This window comes from Granulicella mallensis (assembly GCF_014203225.1).
GTDB classification, from domain to species: Bacteria; Acidobacteriota; Terriglobia; order Terriglobales; family Acidobacteriaceae; genus Granulicella; species Granulicella mallensis_A.
Genome location: NZ_JACHIO010000004.1, coordinates 190,822 through 210,266 on the forward strand (window position 1 = coordinate 190,822; position 19,445 = coordinate 210,266).

Below are 19,445 nucleotides of genomic sequence, written 5' to 3' on the forward strand. Positions count from 1 at the left end.
GAGAGGACTCCATTCGAGCGTTAGTTGGAAGAAGGTGCAGGAGGATCGGGTACGGGAGAAGGTGGAGGCTCATCCGGCTTCGGAGAAGCGCTTGTGGGATTCATAGATTCCGACAGGGCAAGAGGCCCAAGGAGAAGCTTGGCGTACTGCTGGATATCGTTTTTTTTGCGGTCTTCAGCAGCGGCGCGAAGCGAGGAAGCATAGGCAGGTTCAAGCTCGGCGACTTCGACGGGATCGCCCTTGCGTGCGGCAGAGAGAAGGAGGCGCTCCTGCGGGGTGAGAGGCATGGGAGGAGCGGGATGGCTGGGGGCATTGGTGTCATCCAGCGCCTGTCGATCGGCGACCGCAAGAGTCGATGACGTGTCCGGCATGGTGGACTTTGGAGCTCTCTGGAGACCAGAGGATTTGGAGCCTCCCGGATTGTTGCTGGCGTAGACCGCTTTGTGCGCGGTGTTGTCCTCAGGAACAACGCGAGGCAGTTGCGGCTGCGGCTGCGACGCAATGGGTGTGGCGATCGTCGTAGCGCGGTGATGCGTGATGAAGTGGGCGATGGCGACAACAAGCATCACCGAGACCGCGGCAAACCTCCAGTTCCATGACGGCAGGCTGATGGCGCGACGCCACAAGGGAGTGGGGACAGCAGCGCGTTGCCGCAAGGCGGCGAGAAGACGCTGCTCCATGCCAGCATCGGGCTGGGCTTCACGGATTCCGGTGAGGGCTTGCTGGATGAACTCTTCTGAAGTTCTCTTCATGCATTGCCTCCTTTTTCGAGACGGGTGCGAAGGCGTGAGCGCGCGCGAAACAACAGCGCTCGAACGGCTGATTCGCTTCTTGAGACGACCTGCGCCATCTCGGCTGTGTCGAGCTCTTCGAGAGCGGAGAGCAGCAGAACCTGGCGCTCCGGCTTCGGCAATCTCTCGATCTCACGAAAGACTGCCTTCATTCGCTGCGCCTCATTTAAAGCGAGGTCAGCGGGCATGTGATGGGCAACAAGGCTTTCGGCGAAGATCTCGTCCATCTGCTCGGGACGGATGCGGCGGCGGCGATCGAGGGAGAGATTCCACGCGACACGAACAAGCCACACGCGCATGTCGCGCACCGCAGGCAACGTGCGACGGTGCTCCAGGACGCGGACGAAGGCATCCTGCACCACGTCTTCAGCCTCTGCCTTGTTGCGCAGGACGGAGTGAGCGACACGAAAAAGCAGCGCCGAATATGCCTCCACAAGAGCCGCAAGATCGATCTCCGATCCGGCGGTCTGCGCAGACAGCAAGTCCAAGCTGTATCCCTCTGACAAAATCACGTTGCCCTTCTATTCGGACAGACGCGGGAGTTTGGGGATCGCTCGAAAATATTTTCAGAGTTTCTACCGATATATTGTCATCTCGACCGGAGGCGCGCTTTTGCGCCGTAGTGGAGAGACCCCTGTATTTCGAAGGTGTATCGGTCGCCTATGCCGCTTACGTCGAGCGATATCGCCCGCACGATCAAAATACAGGGGTCTCTCCACTGCGCATCGCATAAAGCCATCATGCTTCGGTCGAGATGACAATTCTGGTGTGGTTCAGCAAGTGCAAAGAGCCTACTGGCTGACGGCTTCCCTGCCCGCGTGCGGCTTGATGACACCGTACTCCTTGACCCATTCGACGACGCGGATGACGTTGTCGACAGGAGTGCCGGGGACGATGCCGTGCCCGAGGTTGAAGATGTGTCCGGGGCGGCCGTTCGCGAGGTTCAGGACCTCCTGCACACGGTCGCGGAGGACGTCTTCCGGAGCGAAGAGGGTGATCGGATCGAGGTTGCCCTGCACTGCACAGCCTGCGCCCGCAGCACGCCAGCCTTCGTCCAGAGGAATGCGCCAGTCGAGGCCGAGGACGTCTGCCGTGGTCTCGCGCATGGTGGGCAGCAGCGAAGCGGTATCGACGCCGAAGTAGATCACCGGAACGCCGAGTGCCTTGACGCGGCGCACAAGCTCCGTCGTCGGAGCGAGGCAGTACTGGCGATAGTCGCTGACCGAGAGCGCACCAGCCCAGGAGTCGAAGATCTGGATGACATCCGCGCCCGCTTCAACCTGTTGTTCGGCATAGGCGACTAGGACGGTGACGAGCTTCTCCATCAGCAGCGACCAGGTCGCATCGTGCGAGTACATGATCTTCTTGGTCTCGACGTAGTTGCGCGAGCTGCCGCCTTCGATCATGTAGCTGGCCAGCGTGAAGGGAGCGCCGCAGAAGCCGATGATGCCAAGCGTGTCTCCATCGGCGCGAGGTGCGCTGAAGTGTTTGGCGACCTTCTCAATCGCGTTGGCGACGTAGCGCAGATCGTCCGTGCGGTCGGTGCGCAGCGCCTGCACGTGCTCTAACGAGCGCACAGGCGTGTTGACGACGGGGCCTTCGCCGTTGACGAACTCAAAGTCGAGGCCCATGGGAGTAAAGGGCAGCAGCAGGTCGGCGAAGATGATCGCCGCATCGACGCCAAGGCGCTCGGCGGCGGTAATCGTGACCTCCGAGGCGATCTCCGGAGTTCGGCAGATGTCGAGCAGCGAGTGATGCTTGCGCACAGCCATGTACTCCGGCATGTAGCGTCCGGCCTGGCGCAGGAACCACACGGGGGTGCGATCGACGGGCAGGCGCAGACAGGCGCGAACGAAGCGGCTTCCGCTGGTTTCCGGCAAGGAGGTCTCGGTCTCTAGAGCATGGTTACGTGTGTTTTCGGGCAGATTTTCCATGAATGTAGTCAACGTATTAAGGCTAGCACCTTCAACGACGATTTCCCCTCGTCCAATCTTGTTGGGATGCCCCGGGCAGCAAAAGTTCATCTGCCGCTACGTACGGCCAGGCTTGCCGGGGGGCCATGCGCTGCACCTATGATGAAGAGGAAGGAACCATCAAGAGAATTGGGAAAATCGATAACCGACCGGATACATCCATGTAAGTTCTGGAAGTCCCCACACAATATCGCTGCCCTTGCTTTGCTGGGCATCGTGGGGCTGCCTGGCGTATCAGCCAGGGCGCAGACGAGCGTGGCGAAGAAGAGCCCGTTTGTGGGCGCCTATCATCATGATGAAGTCGACTCAGCGGAGGACCTTGCGATCCTGCCTGATCGGAAGTTCTGTTTTGCGCTCAGCGATGGCACGGAAGATCATCTGACCGCCGGGCGATGGAAGCCAACCGAACACGGCATCGTTCTTGAAGAGGTCAAGATGCCATCGAACGGTATCTTCGCTGGAGTGGTGCCCCACTGGCAAAGCCAGGAGGAGAGTTCCGGTCCTGTCAGTGTGAATTTTCTCTTTGATGGACAATCGCTTGGCGGCCAGGGAACGTTTGTCTTTGGGTTCTCGGAAGACGAAACGCTTCCGAAAGAGATGCGCCCGGTGTTCACCGCAACGGCGAATGAGCTCAGCGGGCAGTACGCGTTGCCTCCCGTCACAGATTCAGTCAAGAGCTTTTTTATCGCCTATCGAGAACACCCTGAAGGTCCACGCACGCGGTCGCGAATGTATCGGGTACTGCAGTTTCACCTCCCCGAAGTGAAACCGCCTGCAGAGCTGAACGACCCAACGGCACGCCTGGTTTCGATGGATATCGCGATCGGTTTCGATTCCGAGAGTGTGCAGCCACCTCTGCATTTTAACTCCGAGATCAAGGATGGAGTTCTTTTCGTCGATGGAGCCAAATTCGGGGATCGCCAGGAATTGCCTGACGAAATGAAGGCGGATTCTCCTGAATGCACAAAGCTGATCGAACAAGCCGAAAAAAAGGTATCCACGGAGCCCGAGCTCATGGAGGATGGCTCTCTGCAGCTTAAGCCGGTCCGCAGCTTCGACCAGGAACTTCATCTCGAGGCCGCAAAGCCGTATTTCACAGCTCCCAGCGACGATAAAACCGCAAAATAAGCCGCCTTTAGGGGAGTGCACAATCCGGGAATATAGACTATTGTTGGCCCATTTTCGCGTGCGATCGCAAAACCTTGTGCGCTGAGTGGCTGTAGTTTTCAAACTTTTGCATCGAGAAGAGAAGCCACACGCTATGACGAATTACCTGACACTGCCCATAGGCCCGAAATCGCCTGAGCTGGTGAACGCCGTTATCGAGATTCCCCTTGAGGGCATCAGCAAGTACGAATACGACAAGGAGCTGCATGTCTTCCGGCTCGATCGCAACCTCTTTTCGCCGGTCCATTATCCGGGCGACTATGGCTTTATCCCCAGCACGCTGGGAGACGACGGTGATCCGCTGGACGTGCTGGTGCTGGTAGATACACCGAGCTTTCCGGGATGCGTGCAGGAAGTACGCCCCATCGGCGTGCTGGAGATGATCGACCAGGGTCAGGGCGACGAAAAGATTCTCGCCGTGGGTGAAGGCAATCCGCGCTATAACGACGTGAATGAGTATGCCGACATCTATCCGCACATCCTCAAGGAGATCACTCACTTCTTCTCGATCTACAAGGATCTTGAAGGCAAGAACGTAGAAGTACGCGGCTGGCGCGATGCGACGTTCGCACGCACCGTCATCCTGAAGGCGCAGCAGAACTACATCGACAAGCACAGCAAGAAGTAGTGGTTTGGTAAGAAACTGGGCGCGTCCCTCTCAATATGCATTGAGAGGGACGCGCCCAGTTTTTGCTGGGGTGACTCTGTTCTACCTTACCCATAACGTTGCCCCATAGCGCGAAGCGCAAACCGTGACGCTTTAGCGTCGCGGGACGGAGGGAGCCGTAGCCTTAGGCTACGGCTCCCTCCGACTCCCTGACGCTGAAGCGCCAGGGAACGCGCTTCGCGCTGTGCGGAACGAACCACCATTCTTCAACGAACTAAGGACTCAGTCCCTCTAGCCCATGACAGGCGTGGGCGTTGTCTTTGCCCTGCGCCGGATGAACTCCGCGACAGCATAGACAAGGGCTCCAGCGACTCCAACCAATGCAGCAAAAATCAATGCGGGCAGACCGAGCACCTGCTCGCCCCGCGCGGTCCATAGAGCAAACGCGATCAGCAGCGCGGGGCAAATGCCAATAGCAATCGCTCCAGCCATGCCGCCGGGAAGGCAGAACGGCCGTGCCAACGTGGGTTCGCGGTGGCGCAGCACAATAAAGGCTACGAACTCCAGCAACAGTGCCGCGCCGTAGAGTACGAGGTCGATCGAGATCAGGCGCTCGAAGCTGAAGCGCAGTGCCAGCGCCCAGATCACGGCACAGAACAGAATGCTGACCCAGGGAGCGCCGCGGCGGTTTTCGCGCAGGAACAGGCGCGGCAGCAGGCCGTCTTCGGCCATCGCATAGGGGACGCGCGTGTAGCTCATCATCAGCGGATTGAACATGCCGGCTCCGTTGATCATGCCGCCGAGCACCACGGCGAGTCCCAGCGCCGGGCCAACGATGGTGCGGGCTGCATCGGTCCAGGCCCCGGTTGAGAACTGATCTGCGGCGATTCCCGCCAGCCCTACCGCCGCCAGTGGCAGGATGTACGTGATCGCTACCAGCGTGACCGAGCCAAGCATCGCAAGCGGATAGTTGCGCTGCGGGTTGTCGACCTCCTGCGCGACGGTGCTGGCATTGTCCCAGCCCATGTAGTTCCAGAGCGCCACCGAGACCGCTCCCCCCATGTCTGCATGGGTGACCGGATGCAGCATGACTCCGGCGCCCTGCCCATGCCACCGCCAGAGAGCGACGGCAACCAACACGACAAAGGGTGAGAGCAGAAGGCAGAACATCGCCACCGAGCCCTCGCCGACGGACTTTGCTCCCTTGAGGTTCCACAGCGCACAGCCAACGATGACGGCCAGGGCCCACAGTGTTCCGCGATAACCTTCGGTCCAACTCGGAGCGACCCGGCTGAGATACAGCACAAATGTCACGGGGTAGAGGGCCATGTCGAAGACACTGGCAGCAAGCGAGAGCCACGCCTCCTGAAAGCCCCAGAAGCGGCCCAGCGCCCGGCGCACCCAGACGTAGTAGCCTCCCTCTTCAGGGATTGCGCTGGCTAGTTCGCCGACCATCAGAGAGGTCGGCAGGCTCCATAGAAAGGGGATGATGGCGAGCAGCAGCAGCGCGCGTCCGTAGCCGGCTTTGCCGATAATGTCTTCGAGCCCATAGGGGCCACCCGCAACCATGAAATAGGTTGCGCCGATAAGCGGCAGTAAGCGCATCTTGTTCTTGCGCGCGATGTTGACGATAGAGCAAATCTCCTGTTACTGGGAAGTTGAATCGGGCTTGCAGTGCCGTTTTTCTGGGGAAAAACAGCCATAAATGTCGTGGCTTCGTTATACACCTACAAGAGATTTGCTCGAGCCGTAAGCTCCTATCAAGGAAATGTGTTTTTACTGTATCGCCAAGTGCTCGAATTCAGAAGGAATCCGTCTTCAGATTTGTTTTGAAGGGGCGGGGCTTTTAGCCCCGCCATTAGAAGCCGCCACGTGCAGTGACTTTAGTCACGGAGGGAACGATGCCCGGGCAAGCCTGCGCTCTTCATCTGGACAGAGTCGTTGGCTAGATAGACATCGTTCCCTCCGCGGCTGAAGCCGCTTCAGGTGTTGTCCCAACGGCGGAGCTGAAGCTCCGCCCCTTCAAAACAAGAAATCCGGCGAATGCCTTGAACGATGTTTGATGAAACAACCTAGGTTATAGGATCGAAGTGTCCCTGAATTCAACTCGGAAGAAGACCCTTGAACCTCTCTGTGGCCTCCAAGCGAACCTCTCTTTTTACCGCAAGTCTTCTTTTAGCGGCAATCTTCTCTTCCGGCTCGATTGCCAGTGCTGCGGCGCAACAGCCCAGGGTTGCAGATGGCTTTTCTACCGATTGGGCGAACCTGAAGATCGATGTTCGTGAACTGGCTCCGCACGTGTATCTGCTGCACGGTTCCGGAGGCAATACGGTGGCGTCGATTGGGCCTGACGGCACCTTGCTGGTGGACAGTGAGTTTGCGCAGGTTGCGCCGAAGCTCGCGGCCGCGCTGCAGAAGCTGGGCGCGGGGCCGGTGCGGTACATCGTGAGCACGCATTACCACTCAGACCACACCGGAGCGAATGCCGCCTTCCACAAGGATGGCGCGGTGATTGTCGCGCAGGAGAACTGCCGCCTTCGCATGATGCAGACGCAGTTCAGCCAGTTCTGGAACAGGTCTTCCCCTCCGGCTCCTGCGGAGAGCCTTCCGACGCTGACGTTCGATCGCAAGCTGACGCTGTTTCTCAACGGCGAGGAGATTGAGGCCTTTCACAATCAACCGGCGCACACGGACGGCGACGCGATCGTGTACTTTCATCACGCCAATGTCATCCATATGGGCGATGTCTTCGTGAATAATCTTTACCCGTACATCGACCTGGGTGCGAAGGGACGGATCGACGGTTATTTCCCGGTGATCGACGAAGTACTGGAGAGGATCGACGATCAGACGCAGGTCGTCCCCGGACATGGCCCGATCGCGACAAAACAGGAGTTGAAGTCCTATCGCGACATGCTGCACACGATACGCGACCGCGTAGCGGCCCAGATCGCGCAGAACAAGAGCCTGGAGGAGATTCTGGCCAGCCATCCGACGCGTGAGTTCGACCGGCAGTATGCGACCGATCGTGTAGGCGGCGGCGGCTTTACGGCGATGGTCTACCAGAGCCTGACGGGAAAACGGCTCGACTGGCATCCGGCATCTTGATCGGGACGCCAAGGCTCAGGCTATAATCAAAAGCAGTTCTACCCCGCAGGAGAGTTGGCCGAGTGGCTGAAGGCGGCGGTTTGCTAAACCGTTATAGGATCAAAAGTTCTATCGGGGGTTCGAATCCCCCACTCTCCGCCAGTTTGTTTTCACCGTATCAAGTCTCTACAGAAACTACGCACAAAAGCCCGCCAATCGCGGGCTTTTGTGCGTTTGGGTGTAAGTAAAAGCGGACTGAAGAATTCTCTGCCAGATGTGTTTCACAGGTTGCGGCTACTTAGAGAGAAGCTGAGGGTTGAGCCAGTTTTGTTCAAATGCTTTTCTGACACATTTGAGCCAAAGCGAGCGAAGCCAGCACCCGATTCAACTTCTGCTGGGCTATCAAAACCGCCGATTCGTGGGAGAGATGCGCCATGCAGGGAAATCCAAGCCCGGGATCTCATACATCTGGAACATCCAGAAACGATCAAGGGCGGAAGGTTCCCTCTTTATGAACAACTTTAGCTTTTGAATCGGCATTATCTGGAATTTATTGCTCTTACGAAAATCAGCACTACCTGGAACTTATTGCTCTTACGAAACCTCAATCGGCAGCATGCCATTCCGAAGAATGAATCACCGTACTATATGGCATTGGTGGAAAGGTGTGAGCCCCGGCCAGTGTCAGAGCGCTGTCGAGACCATGAATGCTCGTGCGCACGCGAGCTGATTACAGACGAAGTTCTGCCCAAAATCCTTCAGTTTGCTTGCGTCCAAACCAGAGCCGGCGAGCGTCACTAGCGAAACAGGAATACTCGCAGCATGCTGCTTCAGGATGATGGGCGGATAGCTTTTCAGCCTTCCGGGCGGCCTTATTACATTGGGAACAAATTGTTACGGAGGGAACATTATGCACGAATCTTTATTGCGGCTTTACCCGATTCATGCCAATATCTATTTGAGCACTACTAAAACTAAACAATCAACTTTACCAATTCGACTGCTGCAGTTCGAGCACTTTCTATCGAGGGTACTCGCTCCTTTCTGAAGCAGATCGTTCTAGCTCAGCCGGTCTACGCGCCGATCTTAGTTTAAGAATCGGCCACAGGGAACAGTTGAACAGTCCCTTTTCGAATTTTTATGGGAGATGATGTTGGGGCACGAGTTTCTCATACTCGCAGATAGGAGCAATCGAGGCGGGACTTCCGCCGGTTCGATTCTTTCGGCTGCCTTCTCAATCAAAGCCTCTGCACCATTTTCTCCTACAAATTATCCAGGTCTCGTCGAACAGTTCGCTTCTTCTCCTGCGACGGAGCGCCCTCCACCACAACAGGACGCTTTCTGCCTCGCACGAACCATGGCCATTTTTTTGAAACAACTACCCACTTGAGAGCTACGGGATGGCGATGAATCAGCGTACTTCCTATCCGTTGACGGCGGCCCAGCGTGGTCTTTATTTCAGCCAGAAGATTGCGCCTGCGGCGAATATGAATCTTGCGGAAGCCGTTGAGATCTGCGGTCCTGTGCGGCCGGAGATCTTCCAGCAAGCATTTCGCCAGATTGTTGCCGAGGCAGAAGAGCTGCGCATTGTTATCACCGAAGAGGACGGACGCCCAGTACAGGTGGTGCAGCCGGTCTTTGAAGGTGAGTTTCCCTACCTCGACATGAGTCAAGAGGCCGATCCACGTGCCGCGATCCAGACCTGGATGATGGCAGAACTGGCTCGTCCGGTGGACGTTGCCAAGGATGCTTTGTGGACGTTCGCTTTGCTGAAGGCTGCCGATGATCGCTACTTCTGGTATCACCGCGCCCATCATATTGTAGAAGACGGTTACGGCGGAGGTTTGGTTGCCCGGCGTATCGCCGAACTATACACCGCTTACGCGCAGGGGCATGAGCCTGCGCCACACTCGTTCTGCACCGTGAAGACGCTGGTGGAGACTGAGGCTAATTACCGCAGCTCCAACCGCTTCGAGCGTGACCGCGAGTATTGGCACCAGCAGCTGGAGCAGCTGCCCGAGGCCGTAACCCTTTCGAGCAGCCGCCAGCGGCATGGGCTGAACGGTGCCCTGCTGCGCAGCACCGGCCATCTGTCGGCAGAGGTAGCGCGGCAGCTTACGGAACTGGGCAAAACAGCCGGCGCCAGCTTGCCGCAGGTGTTGATCAGCCTGGTGGCTGCCTACTATCAGCGTGCAACGGGCGTCAGCGACCTGGTCTTCGGCATGCCGGTCTCCGGCCGGCTGAACTCGGCGCTGCGCAGCTCAGTCTCGGTCTCGGCGAATATCGTACCGATCCGCGCGAGCTTTACGCCGCAGATGACGATCACGGATCTGTTCCTGCAGATCTCCCGCGCGGTGCGGCAGTCGCTGCGTCATCAGCAGTATCGCTACGAGGATCTGCGCCGCGACCTCGGCATGGTAGGTCGCGACCAGAACATCGCGTGGCTGAACGTGAATATCGAGCCTTTCGACTACAAGATCGACTTCGATGGTGCACCGGCAATTTTGCATAACCTGTCGAATAGCTCGGCGGAAGACCTGATGGTCTTCGTGTATGACCGCGGCACCGATACGGGTCTGCGCTTTGACCTCGACGCCAACCCGGGACTCTACACCGTGACGGAGCTGAACGAGCATCGGCGCAGGCTGATCCGCATGGTCGAGCAAGTGCTGGCTCATCCGGGTGTGCCACTGCAGCAGTTGGACGTTATGGGCGACGAGGAGCGTCAGCGCCTGTTGATGGACTGGAACGCCACGGCTGCCGATCTGAGCTTCACCAATCTTCCGGCGATCGTCGCCGAGTGGGCCCAGAGGACGCCGTACGCTCCGGCGGTGATCTTCGAAGACACGACAGTCAGCTATCGCGAGCTGCATGAGCGCAGCCTGCGGCAGGCATACCAGCTTCGCGCACAGGGCGTTGCGCCGGGCGATATCGTCGCCGTGGCGCTGCCGCGTAGCGAGCAGCTTATGGTTGCTCTGCTTGCCATCATGCGGACCGGCGCTGCCTATCTTCCGATCGACCTGGATAGCCCCATTGAGCGCACGATGCTTGTGCTGGGAGACGCCGCGCCGGTTGTGCTGATCGCCCAGCCGCAGATGCATGCGCGCTTCGCGCATGGCAGCTTCAAACTGGTGCAGCCGGAACATAGCGATGTGCCCTTGAGCATGCTCGATCCGAGCTTCGACCGCAGCACGCCGGAAGGCACGGCCTATGTGCTGTACACCTCAGGCTCGACCGGAAAACCGAAGGGCGTCGAGATTACGCACTATAATCTCGCCAACTTTCTGGAAGGCATGCAGCGCCAGTTGAAGCTGACGCCGAACGATCGCTTCCTCGCGGTCACCACGGTCATCTTCGATATTGCAGGGCTGGAGTTGTATCTCCCACTGATGGTGGGGGCGCGTGTGGTGATGGCGAGCGGCGAGGCTGCACACAATCCGCCGTCGCTGGCACGTCTGATCCGGCAAAGCGGCTCGACGCATATGCAGGCGACGCCGTCGCTTTGGCGCATCCTGCTGGGCTGCGCCGATATCAAACTCGACGGTATCCACGTAATGGTGGGCGGCGAGGCCCTGAGTGCCGATCTGGCAGACGAGTTGAAGATGATGGCCGCGCGTGTCACGCAGTTCTATGGCCCTACCGAGACGACGATCTGGTCGACGGCCTTCGAGTTGCTTCAAGGAGGTGCAGGCGTGCCGCCCATTGGCCGCCCCATCATCAACACGCAACTCTATGTTCTGAACGAGGAGCGCCAGCCGGTGTTTACCGGAGCCATCGGAGAACTGTACATCGGCGGTGCGGGCGTGGCCAAGGGATATCTGCGTCGCCCGGAGCTGACGGAACAGCGCTTCCTCGCGAATCCCTTCTCCGGCGACGGCGGCAGGATGTATCGCACCGGCGACCTGGTTCGTTGGAGCAACGATGGCCTGCTACAGTTCATCGGTCGCGCCGATGACCAGGTGAAGATCAACGGACATCGCGTGGAGCTGGGAGAGATCGAAAGCCTGCTGCAGCAGAATGCGGCAGTCGCAGAGGCCGCGGTCATCGCAGAAAAGAACAGTAAGGGCGCCATCTCACTGGCGGCATACATTGTCGCGCAGCATAACGCTACCGTTGATCTCGATGCACTGCGCATGTTCCTGACGGGACGCCTGCCCGGCTACATGATTCCCGCGAACTTCATGGCGCTTGATGCCATGCCGCTGACGCCGAATGGCAAGCTCGACCGCAAGGCACTGCCTGCAATTGAAGAGGCGCGCCGCGATATCTATGCAGAACCGGTTACACCGACTGAGAAGAAGCTGGCCGTGTTGTGGCAGAAGATCCTGAAGGTCGATCGCGTGGGCCTGCACGACGACTTCTTCGACCTGGGCGGCGACTCGCTCAATGCAGCCGAGATGATTGCGCATTTCCCGTCGCAGTTCGAGATGGAACTGCCGCTGGGCAGCCTGTTCGAGGCTCCCACCATCGCGCACCTCGCAACGCTGGTGGAGCGCCTGGGCCACGAATACTCCGACACGCTGGGCGTGGTGCTGCCGCTGCGTAAGGTAACGAAGAATCCGCAACGTCCGCTGTTCTGCATCCATCCCATCTCGGGCATCAGCCTTGGCTTCTCCGGGCTGCTGCGGCACCTGGATCCGGCAATTCCAGTCTATGGACTACAGTCGCGCGGGCTGCTCGGCGGTGCGGGCCTTTCGGCAAGCATCGAAGAGATCGCCAACGACTATCTGACCCAGATTCGCCTCATTCAGCCCGAGGGGCCATACCGCCTGGTGGGCCGCTCCTTCGGCGGCCTGATCGCCCACGCCATCGCGGAGCAGATTGAGTCACAGGGGCTGCAGGTGGAGCTGCTGGCGATGATCGACAGCCATCTGTTCACCACAGGCAATCTTTCTCGTACTTTGACGAAGGCCGAGGAGGTGCGCGCCGCACTAAGCTTCCTCGATATCGACCTTGAAGAGAGCGAGCTGCCTGCGACGCTCGAGGACCTGGGCGAGTTGTTATTGCATCCTGACAACACACGCTCGGCCCCGCTGACGCAGGGCATCATGAGGCTCTCGACGGAGATCATGAAGACCAGCCCGGAATTTATCCGCCATATCTCGGCGGTGATGCTCAACAACCTGAAGCTGGCGCGCCAGTATGTGCCGGGCATGGTGAATCACGATCTGGTGTACTTCCATGCGACGGAGATGACCGGCAACGTGGAGGGCATCCTCGACCGCAACCCTTCGTCGTGGCGTTCGTTCATTGGCCGCAAGATGGAGGTCCACGAACTGGCCTGCCATCACGAGCTGGTACTGGAGCCTGTATTCGCGGCGCAGATCGGCAGAGTGCTACAGCGGCATCTTGCGTTCCGCATGGAGCGCCCCCTTGGAATTTCTTCGCTCGCCCATGAAACGATGGAGTCAATCGCACCGGCTTATGGCTGAAACATCCAACACCCCTAAACCTATCGTGATCTTTGCCATTGGCACGCAAGGCGACATTCGCCCCTGCGTGGCTCTAGGCCAGGGTTTGCAGCGCGCCGGCTATCCCGTACGTATGGCCACCAGCAGCAACTTCGCAGAGTTAGTGCGCCAGTCGGGACTCGAGTTCTTCCCGCTGACGGCAGACTTTCAGGCGATGCTTGAATCGGACCGGTCCATCGGCGACAAGGGCATGAACATCCGCGCCATGATCCGTATCTTTCGCGAGCGCTACTCGAGCTGGGCGGTGAACTGGGTGCAGGAAGGGCTGGCTGCCAGCGAGGGCGCCGGGCTGCTGATTGGCGTGAGCAACAGCATCATGCTGGCCAAGGCGCTCTCCGAGGCACGAGGCATTCCGTTTGCGATTGCGAGACTGACGCCATGCACAGTCTCGAAGTTTCTGCCGCCGATTATGCTGATCAGTTCGCAGAAGAAGCAGATCGGCGCCGTGAGCCTCGCGGCCCATTATCTGCTCTTCAAGCTGCTGTGGGATGTGATGCGTCCTGCGATCAACGGGCTGGTGCGGCCGCAACTGAAGCTGCCGCTGTATCCGTGGTACGGCCCATACTTCGGTGATCTGCATCGGTCCAAGGTCATCAACGGCTACAGCCGTCATGTGCTGCCGCGTCCATCGGACTGGACCGAGGACTCACAGGTTAGCGGCTATTGGTTTCTGGATCAGGGCGAATGGCAGCCCTCCGCTGAGCTGCGTGAGTTTCTCGCGGCAGGACCGAAGCCTATCTACATCGGCTTCGGCAGCATGGTAAGCAGCAACGCCGAGGCCTTCACCAAGACGATTCTTGACGCCGTGAAGCTGAGCGGGCAGCGTGCCGTTCTTGCGACGGGATGGGGCGGTCTGGACGGAAAAGAAGGACCGCATGACGAGCAGATCTTCTTTCTTCACCATGCGCCGCACGATCGACTCTTTCCTCTGATGTCCGCAGCCGTGCATCACGGTGGAGCAGGCACGACCGCGGCCGCGGTGCGTGCGGGAATTCCTTCGGTGATCGTGCCGTTCTTCGGCGATCAGCCCTTCTGGGCGGGCCGACTGAACAGCCTTGGCGTCGCGCCTCCGGGCTTGAAGCGCAAGCTCATGACCTCCGAAGAGCTGGCTGCGGCATTGACCGCAACACAACAGCCCGCGATGATCGAGAAGGCCGCGGCGCTGGGCCGCGCTGTGCGTGCAGAGGACGGCATCGAGACAGCCATCGAGTATCTGCGTTCGTGGAATTTATTACCGCCAGCAGCACAGAAGGCTACGAATGAACCGTTGATGGCCACCGCTGGAGACGCGTAATGATGAAGCGGCCCATGGCGATGTTCGAGCGCGCAATGTACCTGGAAGGCAGCCTCCATGTAAACGTGACGGTGACGGCACGCCTCTGGGGTCGCATCTCCGAGCAGCGTCTGCGGCAGGCTCTCGATCGCGTTCAGGCCAAGCATGGCATTCTGCGTTGCCTGCTGGTGCGGGAAAACGGCCGGCCCTACTTTGTCGAGCAGGCCACTCCACCCCCGATTCCGTTGCGCATCGTTGAACGCAAGAGCGATGAAGACTGGTTCGATGAATCGACCAGCGACTCGCTGCAGCGGTTCGATGGCAGTCTTTATCCTCTTGCACGGCTGGTCTGGTTGCGCAGTGAGCTTGAGAACGAGCTTCTACTTGTCTGCAGCCACGCGGTCTGCGACGGCAAGTCTCTCATGCTGTTGTTGCAGGAGCTGCTACTGCTGTGTGACCAGCCCGACGCCAGCATCGGCACACCAACGACACTCAATGGCGTGGAAGAGGTCTTCCCTGCCAAGGTGCTGGCCGACCGCAAGCTGCGACGCTATATCCGTTGGCGTGTAGCGCTGCTGAAGTTCATGATGCGCTTCTCTAGGTCCAGCAAGAAGAGATGGACGTACGGCGCGATCTACCGCAACCTGTGGAGGCTCGACGAGCAGGCCTCGCAGATGTTCGTCACACGCTGCAAGGCGGAGGGCGCCAGCGTCTTTGCCGCGTTAAGCGTCGCGATTCTGCAGGCATTTCATAAGGTATGCGGGCCGAAATACATGGAGAAGTTCGAGGCTCCAGTCGACTTCCGCCGCTACCTTCCCAATCTGCGCGAAGACAGTCTGTTCGCGGTTGCGCCGACCATCCAGTTGTCGTTGGACAAGCTGCCCGGCGTCGATCCCGAAGGCACCGGCTTCTGGGCCCTGGCCCGCGCCATGAAGACGGACATCACGAAGAAGATCGACGGGTTGGAGACGTCGATCTATCCCTTGTTTCTGGGCATGGAACAGCTGCACGACGTCTACGACAGAATGTTCGCGCAGGCACAGTCCCAGCGCGCCGGTCGCCAGGTTTCGCTGAGCTATGTGGGCAGGCTGGACATGACGCAGAGCTTCAGCGACTTCCGTGTGCAGGAGATCTGCGACATCACGGCGATGATGTCCCCCACGCCCGCAAACCTGGTTGTGATCTACAGCTACGGCGGCCGCTTCTACTTCTCTATCTCCTCGGATGAATCGTCGCTGTCGCGCGCGCAGGCGGAGCAGATTCAGCAGCAGGTAATGGAGACCCTGCTGCAGTGTGCTGCCCCCGTGGAAAAGCCTTTCGCCATCGCGAACAGCATCCCCTCTGCGACCCATGCGGAGGTCTCGTGAAGAAGAACTCTCGGGAAAATGCAGACGGAGCCTCCGGGCAGGCAGGTTGTCGCTCACGACGCCTGTTGCTGCTGGAACGAACGATGTACCGCGAAGGATGCACGCCGTTCACCGCTGTCTTCCCTCTCCATCTGGTTGGAACACTCCAGGAGAACCGGCTGCGGAACGCACTGGCTCGGGTGCAGGCGAAGCATCCGCTGCTGCGTTGTGTCGTCGAGGAGAAGACCAACGGCCCTTGCTTCGTGATGCGAGACCAGCCGGCACCGATCCCGTTGCGCGTGGTGGAGCGCCAGAGTGAGGACCACTGGCAGGTTGAGACGCGATGGGAATGGACAAAACCCTTCACACAAGAGGAGCCGCTGGTGCGACTGGTGTGGCTGCGGGGAGATGGAGTGCATGAGCTGTTACTGCTCGCGCATCACTGTATCTGCGATGGGCACTCGGGGATTCATCTTCTTCACGATCTGTTGCGCGTATATGACGAGCCGGAACAGGAGTTGGGCTCGTATGAGGCGCTCGGCACGGTGGAGGATCTCGTTCCCGCCGAGGGACTGCGGGACCGCAAAGTGCGCAGCCAGGCACGGCGCAATGTACTCATCCTCCGCACGCTCTCCCTGTTGAAGCGGTTGCTTCCGCACAAGCCGGCTGCGCCGCAGGTCGCGCCGGAGCAGATTTACTTTCATCGCTGGAGTGTCGATCGCGCCGCGGTAGAGGGTTTAACGGAACGTTGCCGCGCAGAGAACACGACGATACTTGCAGCAGCAAGTATCGCGTTCATGCAGGCGTTTCGCGATGTGCGCGGTGTTAAGGCGCTGAACAAGACCTACACGATGGTAAACGCGAGGCGGTTTCTGCCGCAGCTTGGCACCGATGCCTTGTTTGGGCTGGTGCCCGGGGTTCCGCTGCTGATGAAGGATCTGCCGCAGCCGCAGGAGATGGGCGCAGAGAGCTTCTGGCAGCGCGCACGCTCGGTGAAGACCGCTATGACGGCGCAGATGGACCGGCTAGGCGCGGGCCTTTACAGCACACTGCTTACGCTGGAAGCCATGCATGACAGCTATGCCAGCATGGTTACCGACACCGAGCGTGCCGCTGTAGCGCGGCACGTCACGCTCTCCAACATGGGACGAATCGACCTACCGCAGCAGTATGGCGATTTTCGATTGGAGAGAATCTATAGCCCACTGGTGATGGTCTCACCAACGCCTGCGAATACGGTGGTGCTTTCCAGCTTCGGCGGCGTGATGGAGTTCGCCATCATCTCGGATGAGCACTCCCTTCCTCACACGCAGGCGACCGCGATTGCGGAACGGGCGATGCAGATTCTCCGCGCCGTGGCTCCCGCACAGGAACGGCACGCTGCAGTTGCCGCCCATCAACCCTCGGCGATGCAGGTAGTGACAACATGAGAAACTTCGGCCTGATCTTTGTGCTCTATCATCCGACGGAAGAGTTTCTGGAGAATCTCTTCAAAGCGCGGACTGTCTGCAAGAACCTGGTGGCCGTCGATAACTCGCCCGAGGCAGACCTGCATCTGCATCAACTTCTGCGCGAGCAGGGCATGCAGGTCATCTTCAACCACAACGAAGGCGGACTGGCCGGTGCGTATAACCGCGGCACGGAGCTGCTGTTGGACCAGCAGTGCGAGGTGGTCTTTCTTCTGGATCAGGACTCGGACATCGGCGCATCCTTCTTTGAGGACATGCTGCGGGACTGCAACGCTCTTGGCGTGGAGGAGTTCCTGGTCGGGCCGAAGGTCTACGAGGTGAACCTTCAGAGTTGCATGCCGGCCTTCCAACGCGAAGGCAACAAGGGCATGCCAAAGCGTGTCCGCATCGATGACGAGGTGAAGGGGATGATCCCTGCCCTGTTCGTCATCTCGTCGGGCTCGGCGTTCTCTGCCTCGGCGTATCGCAAGCTGGGTCCCTTCCGCGAGGACTACTTCATCGAGTACATCGACATCGAGTATGGACTGCGCGCCGTGAGCCAGAATGTGCCGGTTTACATGAATGCCGCGGTGACGATGCGACAGACGACCGGCAAGATCGAACGGCATGGCAAAACATACACAACCAACCACGGCGCGGGACGACGCTACTACAGTGCTCGCAATGCCGTGCATTGCATCTATATCCATCGCAAGTACTGGGGACCGCAATGGGTGAGCACGCTGTTAATGGTTTTACAGGTGCTGCGCGTGCTGCAGTATGAACCGCAAAAGCTGAAGAAGGTGACGGCGCTCCTGTGCGGCTACGGAGATGGAATCTTCGGCAGGCTGGGCTCTTTTGAGGAGCGGCATCCGCACATCGCGACGTTCTGTAACGGTTCAAAGCAGCAAAAGGTTTTAGCGAATAACAGCACGCCAGACATGGCACGAGAGGAGCAGGCATGAAGCGAAAACTGTCTGCCATCGAGTGCATGATCGACGGCAATATTGTCTACATGGTGCGGCTGGAGGGTACTTTCCTAGTAGACCGTCTGCGCGAGGCGCTGGCTCGGGTACAGCGCAAGCATCCGGCGCTGCGCATGGTGCTCCGCAAGCAAAAAGACGGCCTGTACTACGAGGAGAACTGCGCGCCGGAGGTTCCGTTGCGTATCGTTCCGCGCATCGCCGAGGACGACTACAAGCGCGAGAGCCTGACAGAGTTGGAGACGGCCTTTGTGGAAGATCGGTCGCTGCTGCGTGCGGTGTGGCTGCCTGCTGAGACGGAGAGCGATCTGCTGTTGGTGACCTCCCACCGCATCTGCGACGGCATGAGCATGTTGACGATCGTCCGCGAGGTACTGTTCGCGTTGCATAGCGATGAAGAACTCGTTCCGTACGAACCGATCACAGCCAAGGTGATGATCGGCGACTACGAGCCGCCGCAGCCGTGGAAGCGCAAGCTGATCGCGAGCCTGCTGAATAACGGGCTGCGTCTGCTTCCGGCCTCGCGTCGCCCGCTGGAGAACAAGGAGTACGCGCTGGAGTGGGGTGTCGGCCAGGCATTGACCGATGCGCTGAAGCAGCGCTGCAAGGCAGAAGGTGTCTCGATCCATGCGGCGCTGGTGATTGCGCTGGACCGTGCCCTGCTCCAGGTCCTGGGAGAGAAGAAGCTGCCGGGTTGGATCGAGAGTCCGATGGATGCACGGCGCGGACGTCTGGCGTCGCTGAAGAGCGACATGCTTTTCTTTGGCGGGGGCAGTTTGAAGATGCGCACGGGGCAGGCTTCGGAGGAGGAGTTCTGGGCGAAAGGGCGCTCCGTCCACGAAGAGATTCGCCGTATGATCGACCAGGAGATGGAGGCTATTCCGGGACGGTACTCCTTCAACGAGTTGCTTCGTCCCGTGCCTCACGGGCGAATACAGACAATGGTGCAACTGGGCGATGCGCTGAAGGTGAACGGAAGCTGGAATCGTATGGCCCTCTCCAACCTCGGCAACGTTGCGGTCAGCGATGCCACTGCACCGTTTCGCGTGAAGGACCTTCGTCTGTACGTGCACTCCTTCAACTTCAGGCTGCTGGGCATCGTTGCCTACGCCTTCAACGGCGAGATGCGCTTCTACTATGTGGGCGATGAGAAGTGCCTGAGCGTGGAGCAGGCGAACGCGTTGAAAAACGAGTTCATGAACCAGCTGCAACGCCAGGTCGCACCCTTGCAGGAAGCTGCGAAAGAAGTCCTGCACATGGCAGGTACGACGGCCTAATGACGCGCATAAATAATCTACA

General features: G+C 59.1%; 13 protein-coding genes and 1 tRNA gene. 10 read left to right on the forward strand and 4 right to left on the reverse strand.

The features are described 5' to 3' along the window. Positions 1–20: 20 nt before the first annotated feature. The 3 genes from HDF15_RS05620 to hemE all read right to left on the reverse strand — a co-directional run bounded on the left by HDF15_RS05620 (position 21) and on the right by hemE (position 2,725). On the reverse strand, positions 21–752 hold the full coding sequence (locus tag HDF15_RS05620) for a hypothetical protein (protein ID WP_184253583.1): 732 nt from the start codon (positions 750–752) through the stop codon (positions 21–23). Continuing rightward, entirely contained in the window at positions 749–1,279 is a 531-nt protein-coding gene (locus HDF15_RS05625) for an RNA polymerase sigma factor (RefSeq protein WP_260330860.1), read from the reverse strand. The genes HDF15_RS05620 and HDF15_RS05625 overlap by 4 nt, the downstream gene beginning before the upstream one ends. A gap of 303 nt (positions 1,280–1,582) precedes the next feature. Further along, the gene (gene hemE, locus HDF15_RS05630) at positions 1,583–2,725 is read right to left on the reverse strand and encodes a uroporphyrinogen decarboxylase (RefSeq protein WP_221314292.1); all 1,143 of its coding nucleotides are present in this window, start codon (positions 2,723–2,725) and stop codon (positions 1,583–1,585) included. A gap of 294 nt (positions 2,726–3,019) precedes the next feature. Here hemE and HDF15_RS05635 point away from each other — a divergent pair, with 294 nt between their 5' ends. Further along, positions 3,020–3,892, forward strand: coding sequence for a hypothetical protein (locus HDF15_RS05635; protein WP_184253589.1), 873 nt, complete (start codon positions 3,020–3,022; stop codon positions 3,890–3,892). Positions 3,893–4,025: 133 nt separating this feature from the next. After that, on the forward strand, positions 4,026–4,559 hold the full coding sequence (locus HDF15_RS05640) for an inorganic diphosphatase (protein WP_014267202.1): 534 nt from the start codon (positions 4,026–4,028) through the stop codon (positions 4,557–4,559). Positions 4,560–4,829: 270 nt separating this feature from the next. Here HDF15_RS05640 and HDF15_RS05645 read toward each other — a convergent pair whose 3' ends face one another. After that, the gene (locus HDF15_RS05645) at positions 4,830–6,143 is read right to left on the reverse strand and encodes an APC family permease (RefSeq protein ID WP_184253591.1); all 1,314 of its coding nucleotides are present in this window, start codon (positions 6,141–6,143) and stop codon (positions 4,830–4,832) included. A 516-nt stretch (positions 6,144–6,659) separates the two neighbouring features. Between HDF15_RS05645 and HDF15_RS05650 the strand changes: the two genes are divergently transcribed. The 8 genes from HDF15_RS05650 to HDF15_RS05685 all read left to right on the forward strand — a co-directional run bounded on the left by HDF15_RS05650 (position 6,660) and on the right by HDF15_RS05685 (position 19,423). Beyond that, complete coding sequence (locus HDF15_RS05650) at positions 6,660–7,646, forward strand: MBL fold metallo-hydrolase (protein WP_184253593.1); 987 nt, start codon at positions 6,660–6,662, stop codon at positions 7,644–7,646. Between the two features lie 48 nt (positions 7,647–7,694). Then, positions 7,695–7,787: transfer RNA gene (locus HDF15_RS05655), tRNA-Ser, on the forward strand. 1,244 nt (positions 7,788–9,031) lie between these two features. After that, complete coding sequence (locus tag HDF15_RS05660) at positions 9,032–13,057, forward strand: non-ribosomal peptide synthetase (RefSeq protein WP_184253595.1); 4,026 nt, start codon at positions 9,032–9,034, stop codon at positions 13,055–13,057. Then, the gene (locus HDF15_RS05665; RefSeq protein ID WP_184253597.1) at positions 13,050–14,390 is read left to right on the forward strand and encodes a glycosyltransferase; all 1,341 of its coding nucleotides are present in this window, start codon (positions 13,050–13,052) and stop codon (positions 14,388–14,390) included. The genes HDF15_RS05660 and HDF15_RS05665 overlap by 8 nt, the downstream gene beginning before the upstream one ends. Beyond that, entirely contained in the window at positions 14,390–15,736 is a 1,347-nt protein-coding gene (locus tag HDF15_RS05670) for a condensation domain-containing protein (protein WP_184253599.1), read from the forward strand. The genes HDF15_RS05665 and HDF15_RS05670 overlap by 1 nt, the downstream gene beginning before the upstream one ends. Beyond that, positions 15,733–17,145 carry a condensation domain-containing protein gene (locus HDF15_RS05675; RefSeq protein ID WP_184253600.1) on the forward strand — a complete coding sequence of 471 codons (1,413 nt, stop codon included), beginning with the start codon at positions 15,733–15,735 and terminating at the stop codon, positions 17,143–17,145. The genes HDF15_RS05670 and HDF15_RS05675 overlap by 4 nt, the downstream gene beginning before the upstream one ends. Further along, on the forward strand, positions 17,142–18,128 hold the full coding sequence (locus tag HDF15_RS05680; RefSeq protein ID WP_184253601.1) for a hypothetical protein: 987 nt from the start codon (positions 17,142–17,144) through the stop codon (positions 18,126–18,128). Before HDF15_RS05675 ends, HDF15_RS05680 begins: the two co-directional genes overlap by 4 nt. After that, a complete protein-coding gene (locus HDF15_RS05685) occupies positions 18,125–19,423 on the forward strand; it encodes a condensation domain-containing protein (protein WP_184253602.1) in 1,299 nt (432 codons plus the stop codon). The genes HDF15_RS05680 and HDF15_RS05685 overlap by 4 nt, the downstream gene beginning before the upstream one ends. Positions 19,424–19,445 lie beyond the last annotated feature (22 nt).